Source organism: Azospirillum sp. B4, from assembly GCF_000333275.1.
Taxonomy (GTDB): domain Bacteria; phylum Pseudomonadota; class Alphaproteobacteria; order Azospirillales; family Azospirillaceae; genus Nitrospirillum.
Genome location: NZ_BACU01000717.1, coordinates 1 through 8295 on the forward strand (window position 1 = coordinate 1; position 8295 = coordinate 8295).

Here is an 8295-nt window from a genome sequence, read left to right on the forward strand (position 1 = left end):
GTGAAGCGCGCCGCCGGCAAGCCCGTGGCCAAGACCGCCTCCGCCGCCCTCTGGGACATCGGCGACGGCGTGCTGTGCCTGGAATTCACCGGCAAGATGAACGCCCTGGACGACCAGGTGATGGCGCTCTACCGCAAGGCCATCGACATCATCGGCGATGGCAAGTCCGGCGCCTACAAGGCGCTGGTCATCCATAACGAGGGTGACAACTTCTCCGTCGGCGCCAACCTGGGCTTGGCCCTGTTCGCGCTGAACATCGCGCTCTGGCCGCAGATCGAGCAGGCGACCTCGGAAGGCCAGCAGACCTACAAGGCGCTGAAGTACGCGCCCTTCCCGGTGGTGGGCGCCCCCGCCGGCATGGCGCTGGGTGGCGGCTGCGAGATCCTGCTGCACTGCGACGCGGTGCAGGCGCATGCCGAGAGCTACATCGGCCTGGTCGAGGTCGGCGTGGGCCTGGTGCCCGGCTGGGGCGGCTGCAAGGAGATGCTGTACCGCCACACCTACAACAAGAAGCGCCCGGGTGGGCCCATGCCGCCCATCGCCAAGGCCTTCGAGATGATCAGCACGGCCAAGGTGGCGAAGTCGGCGTTCGAGGCGAAGGAGATGCTGATCCTGCGCCCGACCGACGGCATCACCATGAACCGCGACCGGCTGCTGGCCGACGCCAAGGCCAAGGCCCTGGAACTGGCCAAGGACTACAAGGCGCCGGAACCGCTGGAAATCCGCCTGCCCGGCCCCGGCGCCCGCGTGGCCTTGGACATGGCGGTGGAGGGCTTCCACGGCCAGGGCAAGGCCACCGACCACGACGTGGTGGTGTCCGGCGAACTGGCCTGGGTGCTGACCGGTGGCGACACCGACATCACCGCGGTGCTGACCGAGGACGACCTGCTGGACCTGGAGCGCGAGGCCTTCATGCGCCTGGTGCGCACGCCCGGCACCATCGACCGCATCGACCACATGCTGTCCACCGGCAAGCCGCTGCGCAACTGACGCTCTCGTCTTGGGGCCGGGGCGGGCGACCGTCCCGGCGTCTCCCAGAGATCAAGGAATTCTCCGATGCCGACCTACAAGGCGCCGCTCGAAGACATCGATTTCGTCCTGAACGACCTGCTGCAGGCCGATCAGCTGACCAAGCTGCCGGGCTTCGAGGACGCGACCCGCGACCTCGTCTCCAGCATCCTGGAAGAGGCGGCCAAGCTCTGCGAGAACGAGCTGCAGCCCCTCAACCGCCCCGGCCATGAGGAAGGCTGCCACTACGAGAACGGCGTGGTGCGCACGCCCAAGGGCTTCAAAGAAGCCTACCAAGCCTACGTCGACGGCGGCTGGCAGGGTCTGTCCATGGACCCGAAGTACGGTGGCCAGGGCCTGCCCCATGCCATCACCTTCGTGCTGGAGGAACTGCTGATCTCCGCCAACATGGCCTTCGCCATGTACCCCGGCCTGACCCAGGGGGCGTGGAACGCTATCCACACCCATGGCAATGATCAGCTGAAGGACACCTACCTGCCCAAGATGACCACGGGCGAGTGGTCCGGCACCATGTGCCTGACGGAGCCGCACTGCGGCACCGACCTGGGCCTGATCAAGACCAAGGCCGTCCCCAACGACGACGGCAGCTACAACATCACCGGCACCAAGATCTTCATCTCCGCCGGCGAACACGACCTGACCAGCAACATCATCCACCTGGTGCTGGCCAAGCTGCCGGACGCGCCGCCGGGCGTGAAGGGCATCAGCCTGTTCCTGGTGCCCAAGTTCCTGCCGACCGAGGACAACCAGCCCGGTCCGCGCAACGGCGTCATGTGCGGTTCCATCGAGCACAAGATGGGCATCATGGCCAACGCCACCTGCGTCATGAACTTCGATGACGCGAAGGGCTGGCTGGTGGGTGAGCCCCACAAGGGCATGCGCGCCATGTTCACCATGATGAACGCCGCCCGCCTGGGCGTGGGCATGCAGGGCCTGGGCATCGCCACCGTCGCCTACCAGAACGCGCTGACCTACACCAAGGAACGTCTGCAGGGCCGATCCCTGACCGGCGCCAAGGAGCCGGAGAAGGCGGCCGATCCGCTGATCGTCCATCCGGACGTGCGCAAGAACCTGATGACCATCAAGGCCTTCACCGAGGGCGCCCGCGCCCTGGGTTACTGGGTGGGCATCCAGTTGGACCAGGCGGCCCACAACCCCGATCCCAAGGCCCGCGCCGAGGCGGACGAGTTCGTGGCCCTGCTGACCCCGGTGGTGAAGGCCTACTTCACCGACATGGGGTACGAATGCGCCACCATGGCCCAGCAGATGTACGGCGGCCACGGTTACATCCGCGAATGGGGCATGGAGCAGTTCGTGCGCGATGCCCGCATCGCCATGATCTACGAAGGCGCCAACGGCATCCAGGCGCTGGACCTCGTGGGCCGCAAGCTGGGCCAGGACATGGGCCGCCTGCTGCGCCGCTTCTTCCATCCGCTGGCGGGTGAACTGGAGACGGCGATGGAAGACACCGACCTGCTGGAATTCGCCGGTCCGTTGGCCAAGGCCTTCGGCAAGCTGCAGCAGGCCACGGCCATCGTCGCCCAGAAGGGCATGAAGAACCCGGACGAGGCGGGGGCGGCCTCCACCGACTATCTGCGCATCTTCGGCCTGGTGGCCCTGGGCTGGATGTGGCTGCGCATGGTGAAGGTGGCGAACGCCAAGCTGGCCGAGGGCGGCAACGGCAAGAACGGCTTCTACGAGGCCAAGATCAAGACCGCCCGCTTCTTCGTGCAGCGCCTGCTGCCCGAGGTGGATTTCCGTTTCAAAGCCCTGATGTCGGGCGCCAAGACCGTCATGGACCTGGAGGCCGACCTGTTCTGAGCCCCACACCTGCCTTTTCTCCGGCGGTGCCGGTTCGACAGCCATTGCGCGTCGGGCCGGCATCGACCAAACTATTGAAATGAGAGGATCAAACGCCAATCCCGGGACGGTTGTCCTAGAGGTGGGAGGATCCTCGAACAAAGCGTTTGGACCAGGGTTTACTCGGCTAATGAGACGCACGCGCGTCGGTAAAATTCCGGGCGCATAAGGGAGGAAAAAGGATGAAGTGGAGCAACACCGCGTTGGTCGGCGGCGCCTTCGCCGTCTTTCTGGGAGGCATGGCGGGCGTCGCCATGGCGCAGTCCGCGGCTGATCTGGGCAAGACCCTGACGCCGAACGGCGCCGAGAAGGCGGGCAACAAGGACGGCACCATCCCGGAATGGACCGGCGGCATCACCGCCCCGCCCGCCGGATACAAGCCCGGCGGCGTCTACGTCGATCCCTATGCCAGCGACAAGCCCCTGTTCACCATCAGCGGCCAGAACATGGCCCAGTACGCGGACAAGCTGCCGGAGGGCCTGAAGGCCCTGCTGAAGCAGTATCCCGACTACAAGATGAACGTCTATCCGACGCACCGCAGCGCCTCGCTGCCGAAGAGCGTCTATGACGAGACTCTGGCCAACGCCACCCGCGCCAAGCTGGTGGATGAGGGCAATGGCGTGGATGGGGCCAAGGTCGGTGTGCCCTTCCCGATTCCGAAGTCGGGCGTGGAGGTGGTGTGGAACCACATCCTGCGCTGGAAGGGCAAGCAGCTGGAACGCCAGTACGGTGCGGCCAACCCGCAGTCCGACGGCTCCTACACGATGATCAACATCGACGAAAAGTCGAAGTTCCTCTATTCCGACACCGGTCCGGACGGCCAGACCTCGCTGTATTTCCAGCAGGAGGTGACGGCGCCGGCGCGTCTGGCGGGTGAAATCCTGTTGGTTCATGAAACCATGGACCAGGTGAAGGAACCGCGTAACGCCTGGACCTACAATCCCGGTCAGCGCCGCGTGCGCCGCGCCCCCAATGTCGCCTACGACAACCCGGGCACGGCCTCGGACGGTCTGCGCACTTCCGACCAGCTGGACGTCTTCAACGGCTCTCCCGATCGCTACGACTGGAAGCTGATTGGCAAGAAGGAAATGTACGTCCCCTACAACGCCTATCAGCTGCAAAGCGACAAGCTGACCTACGACCAGCTGATCAAGCCGAAGCATATCAACCAGGACTACGCCCGCTATGAGCTGCACCGGGTATGGGTGGTTGAGGGCAAGCTGAAGTCCGGCACCAGCCACATCTATCCTCGCCGCACCTTTTATGTCGACGAGGACAGCTGGGGCATCCTGGTCGCCGACCAGTACGACAGCCGCGATCAGCTGTGGCGCGTGACCGAGGCCCACGGCATCAATTTCTATGACATCCAGAGCTACTGGGCGGGCCTGTTCGCCGTGTACGACCTGCAGTCGGGCCGCTACACCGCCAGCGGCTTCACCAACCAGGAAAAGCCCTACAACTTCAACGTCAGCCTGACGGCGTCCGATTTCTCGCCGGACAGCCTGCGCCGCTCTGGCGTGCGCTGAGGTTCCATGAGGTTGGCGGCGGGGGAGGGACATCCCCCGCCGCCGACAACCGGCCCTTGCGGGCCGGTCCCCACTGAGATCGCAGCCGGCCGGGTTCAGGTCCGCCGGATGCGTAAAGCCCGCGGGAGGAAGGACGCACCTCTCGCGGGCTTTTTCTTTTTCACCGGCGGGAATGGTGCCGGTCAAGTTTCCCTAAACGTAAAGGCGTCTGGAGAACTCGTCTCAAGCCGTGGCCCGCGCGTCGCCGGTGTCATTCTCCGGTGCGGGCAGGCGTACGGTGACGATGGTGCCCCGGCCGGGCACGCTGGCGATGTCCAGCGTGCCGCCCAGCATCTCCACGAAGCGCTTGGTCAGGGGCAGGCCCAGGCCGGTGCCGCGCACGCCCGGCTGCTGGGCGCCGCGCACCTGGCCGAACGGCTTCAGCGCGATGGGCAGCTCATGCGGGGCCATGCCCACGCCGGTGTCGCGCACGATCAGGATCAAGGCCCCGCCTCTGTTGTCGGCCTGCACCTCAACCGTCACCCGGCCACCACGCGGCGTGAACTTCAGGGCGTTGGAGCCCAGGTTCAGGATGATCTGCCGCACCTTTTCCGGGTCGGTGCGCAGGTGCAGGGGCCGGTCCGGCAGCTTGACCGTCAAGTCCACGCCGCAGTCGGCGGCCAGCGTGCGCAGCATGCGGGTACTGTCATGCACGGCGCGGCCGATGTCGATGTCGCGGATGTCCAGCGTCACCTGGCCCGACTCGGCCCGGCTGAGGTCCAGCGTGTCGTCCACCACGGCCGCCATGTGGCTGGCGGCGGCGTGCACATCCTCGGCGTATTCCAGATAACGGGCGTCGCCCAGCGATCCGTGGAACTCCCGCCGCAGCAGGTCGGCGAAGCCCAGGATGGCGTTCAGGGGCGTGCGCAGCTCATGCGTGGCGTGCGCCAGGAAGTCCGCCTTCTGCCGAATTTCGGTGCGGGTATGCTCCAGCGCCGCCAGCAGCGTCCGCTCCCGTTCCTGCATGGCTTCCAGCGACTCCAGCAGGCGGGCGGTGCGGTCCCGGACCTGGGCGTCGACCTGCCGCTGCTGTTCCGCCTCCTGGCGGCCCAGGAACTGAAGGTGGGCGGCGCAGGCCACGCGGGTCACCACCTCCGCCGGGTGGCAGCCTTGGGCGATGAAATCGCTGACGCCCAGGCGACGCGCCTCATTCCGCGCGGTGGCGTCCAGGGCGCCGGTGCGCAGCAGCAGGGTGGGGCGCTGGGCCGCGGGAAGGGACGATAGCGATCCCAGGGAGGCCAGCAGGGCGTTGACGGCGGACGGCGTGTCGCCCGGTTGGTTCACCACCAGCACGTCCGGCGACAGCTCACGGCAGTATTGCGGCAGGCTGCGCAGATCCTGCCGGCAATGGACGAAGCGGAAGCCGCCGTGGCGTAACACATCAACCAGTGAGATTAACAATCCCTGGTTGCTGTCCACCAGCAAGATGGTGGCATTGCGTTGATATTGGCCCAAAAGGTTGGCCGAGTTCTTGAGTAGTTCGGGCATGGGGGCATCTAGAGCTGGTGCCCCACTTTACAGGATTTCCACCGCCATGTCGCGCGCCGTACGCGTCGCCATTACTAAAAGCAAAGTCTAGGACGGCGGTTTAGTTAATGAGTCAGAGACTAGGTCGGAGGTATTAGATTCATATCGTAAACCGGGTGTGAACAGCCCGGTTGACTCGATACCTAAAAATTGTCCGATGTTGTTGGATGTCTGTCCGCCGCTGGCCGCTCACGGCGTGCGGGTGGACCAGCGCGCCGCCGCCGCGTCGTCCTCGTCCTTGGCGGCGACCCAGCGGGAACCCTCCGCCGTTTCCTCCTGCTTCCAGAAGGGGGCCTTGGTCTTCAGCCAATCCATCAGGAACCAGCACGCCTCGAACGCCGCCGCGCGGTGGGCGCTGGCGCAGGCGGCCAGCACGATGCGGTCGCCGGGCAGCAGGCGGCCGTGGCGGTGAATGATCAGCACGGCGTCCAGGGGCCAGCGCGCCCGCGCCTCGGCCTCGATGGCGGCCAGCTGCCGCTCCGTCATGCCGGGATAGTGTTCCAGGGTCATGGCGCCGACGGCGTCGCCACCGGTCTGGCTTCCGGGGGCGATATCCCGCACCAGGCCGACGAAGCTGGCCACGCCGCCGATGGCGGTGTTGCCGGCCGTCAGGGCCGCCAACTCGGCGCCCACGTCGAAATCCTCCGCCTGGACGCGTATGGCCATGTCAACCCCCGGTCACCGGCGGGAACAGGGCGACCTCATCCCCGGCGGCCAGGGGATGATCCAGGCCGACATAGTCCTGGTTCACCGCCACCTTGACCACGGCGCGGTTGGCCAGCGCGTCGGCGTAATTGGGGCCGCGCGAGGCCAGCCAGGTGATCAGGTCGCCGGTGGTGGCCACGCCGGCCGGTAACGCCACCTCTTCCTCCGACATGCCGATCTTGGCGCGCAGCCAGGCGAAATAGAGGATGCGCATGGTCCTCACGCCCCCGTGCGCACGGGCGTCGCCGCCGGGGCGGGGGCGGCCTTGGCGGGTTCCGGGGCCGGCATGCCGCCCGTGGGGGCCAGCATATGGCGCAGGCCGGCGCGCAGGTAATCCCAGCCGGTGATCAGGGTCAGCACGGCGGCGGCCCACAGCCCGATCTCGCCCACCACCCGGGGATACAGGATGGCGGGCCCATGGTCGCCGACGATCAGCCAGCCGATGGCCATCAGCTGGATGGCGGTCTTCCACTTGGCCAGGCGGGAGACGGGGACGCCCACGCGCAGGCCGGCCAGAAACTCCCGCAGGCCCGATACCATGACCTCGCGCAGCAGGATGATGACGGCGGGCAACACGGCGTGGCCGGCGATCTTGTGGTCGGCCACCAGCAGGAACAGCACCGCCGCCACCAACAGCTTGTCGGCGATGGGGTCCAGGAAGCGGCCGATGATCGATTCCTCGTGCCACGCCCGCGCCAGGTAACCGTCGAAATAGTCGGTGATGCCCGCCAGGGCGAACAGGCCCGCGGCGGTCCAGGCCGTCCACGTCGCCGGGAACCACAGCAGGGCCAGGATGACGGGAATCAGCGCGATCCGCGACAGGGTCAACAGGTTGGGCAGGCTGGTCAGCATGAAGCGGTCCGGCGATTTCAGGCGGGGGCGGTCTCAGGCGGCGCGAGGGGACGCGGTCTCATGAAGGTGGAGTTTAGCCGTCCGGATGGAAGTGGTCATAGATGATTTTGGCCACGGTGTCCGATATCCCGTCCACCGCGCGCAAGTCCGCCAGTCCTGCGCGCGAAACGGCCTGGGCGGAGCCGAAATGCAGCAGTAGGGCCTTCTTGCGCTTCGGCCCTATGCCCGCCACCTCGTCCAGCGGGCTGGCGCTGATGGCCTTTTCCCGGCGCTGGCGGTGGCTGCCGATGGCCCAGCGGTGGGCCTCGTCCCGCAGGCGCTGCAGGAAGTACAGCACCGGGTCGCGCGGATCCATGCCGAAGGGCGCGCGGCCGGGCATGAAGAAGCGCTCCCGCCCCGCGTCGCGGTCGGGTCCCTTGGCGATGCCCACCAGGGCGATGTCGGACAGTCCCAGTTCGGCCAGCACCTCCACCACCACGCCCAGCTGTCCCTCGCCACCGTCGATCAGCAGCAGGTCGGGCCAGGTGTCGCCCGTGCGCTCCGGGTCCTCCTTCAGCGCGCGTTCGAACCGGCGGGTCAGCACCTCGCGCATCATGGCGAAGTCGTCGCCGGCGGCCTTGGGGTCGCGGATGTTGAACTTGCGGTAGGCGTTCTTGATGAAGCCGTCGGGGCCGGCCACCACCATGCCGCCGATGGGGTGGGCGCCCTGGATGTGGCTGTTGTCGTAGATCTCGATGCGGGCGGGCGGGGCCTCCAG

Annotated in this window: 8 protein-coding genes; 3 read left to right on the forward strand and 5 right to left on the reverse strand. The window is 66.9% G+C overall.

What is annotated here, in order from left to right:
• From I55_RS32180 to I55_RS32190, 3 genes are all read left to right on the forward strand, one after another.
• Window positions 1-990, forward strand: a 990-nt coding sequence (locus I55_RS32180; protein WP_044564815.1) for an enoyl-CoA hydratase/isomerase family protein, incomplete at its 5' end; no start/stop codon positions are given.
• 66 nt (window positions 991-1056) lie between these two features.
• Window positions 1057-2850: an acyl-CoA dehydrogenase C-terminal domain-containing protein gene (locus I55_RS32185; RefSeq protein ID WP_044564816.1), complete on the forward strand. Its 1794-nt coding sequence runs from the start codon at window positions 1057-1059 to the stop codon at window positions 2848-2850.
• 221 nt (window positions 2851-3071) lie between these two features.
• Window positions 3072-4415: a DUF1329 domain-containing protein gene (locus I55_RS32190; RefSeq protein ID WP_044564817.1), complete on the forward strand. Its 1344-nt coding sequence runs from the start codon at window positions 3072-3074 to the stop codon at window positions 4413-4415.
• Between the two features lie 222 nt (window positions 4416-4637).
• Here I55_RS32190 and I55_RS32195 read toward each other — a convergent pair whose 3' ends face one another.
• From I55_RS32195 to I55_RS32215, 5 genes are all read right to left on the reverse strand, one after another.
• Window positions 4638-5942, reverse strand: coding sequence for a hybrid sensor histidine kinase/response regulator (locus I55_RS32195; RefSeq protein ID WP_044564818.1), 1305 nt, complete (start codon window positions 5940-5942; stop codon window positions 4638-4640).
• A gap of 228 nt (window positions 5943-6170) precedes the next feature.
• Window positions 6171-6647 carry a molybdenum cofactor biosynthesis protein MoaE gene (locus I55_RS32200; protein ID WP_044564819.1) on the reverse strand — a complete coding sequence of 159 codons (477 nt, stop codon included), beginning with the start codon at window positions 6645-6647 and terminating at the stop codon, window positions 6171-6173.
• Between the two features lies 1 nt (window position 6648).
• Window positions 6649-6900: a molybdopterin converting factor subunit 1 gene (moaD, locus tag I55_RS32205; protein WP_044564820.1), complete on the reverse strand. Its 252-nt coding sequence runs from the start codon at window positions 6898-6900 to the stop codon at window positions 6649-6651.
• 5 nt (window positions 6901-6905) lie between these two features.
• Entirely contained in the window at window positions 6906-7538 is a 633-nt protein-coding gene (gene pgsA, locus I55_RS32210) for a CDP-diacylglycerol--glycerol-3-phosphate 3-phosphatidyltransferase (protein ID WP_044564821.1), read from the reverse strand.
• Between the two features lie 73 nt (window positions 7539-7611).
• The coding region (locus tag I55_RS32215; RefSeq protein WP_044564822.1) for a helix-hairpin-helix domain-containing protein at window positions 7612-8295 on the reverse strand (684 nt) is incomplete at its 5' end.

Excerpts from the sequence above, each read along its gene's own strand:
- I55_RS32200 (WP_044564819.1), bottom strand. The coding sequence starts at position 6,647 with ATGGCCATACGCGTCCAGGCGGAGGATTTCGACGTGGGCGCCGAGTTG.
- pgsA (WP_044564821.1), bottom strand. The coding sequence starts at position 7,538 with ATGCTGACCAGCCTGCCCAACCTGTTGACCCTGTCGCGGATCGCGCTG.
- I55_RS32190 (WP_044564817.1), top strand. The coding sequence starts at position 3,072 with ATGAAGTGGAGCAACACCGCGTTGGTCGGCGGCGCCTTCGCCGTCTTT.
- I55_RS32185 (WP_044564816.1), top strand. The coding sequence starts at position 1,057 with ATGCCGACCTACAAGGCGCCGCTCGAAGACATCGATTTCGTCCTGAAC.
- moaD (WP_044564820.1), bottom strand. The coding sequence starts at position 6,900 with ATGCGCATCCTCTATTTCGCCTGGCTGCGCGCCAAGATCGGCATGTCG.
- I55_RS32195 (WP_044564818.1), bottom strand. The coding sequence starts at position 5,942 with ATGCCCGAACTACTCAAGAACTCGGCCAACCTTTTGGGCCAATATCAA.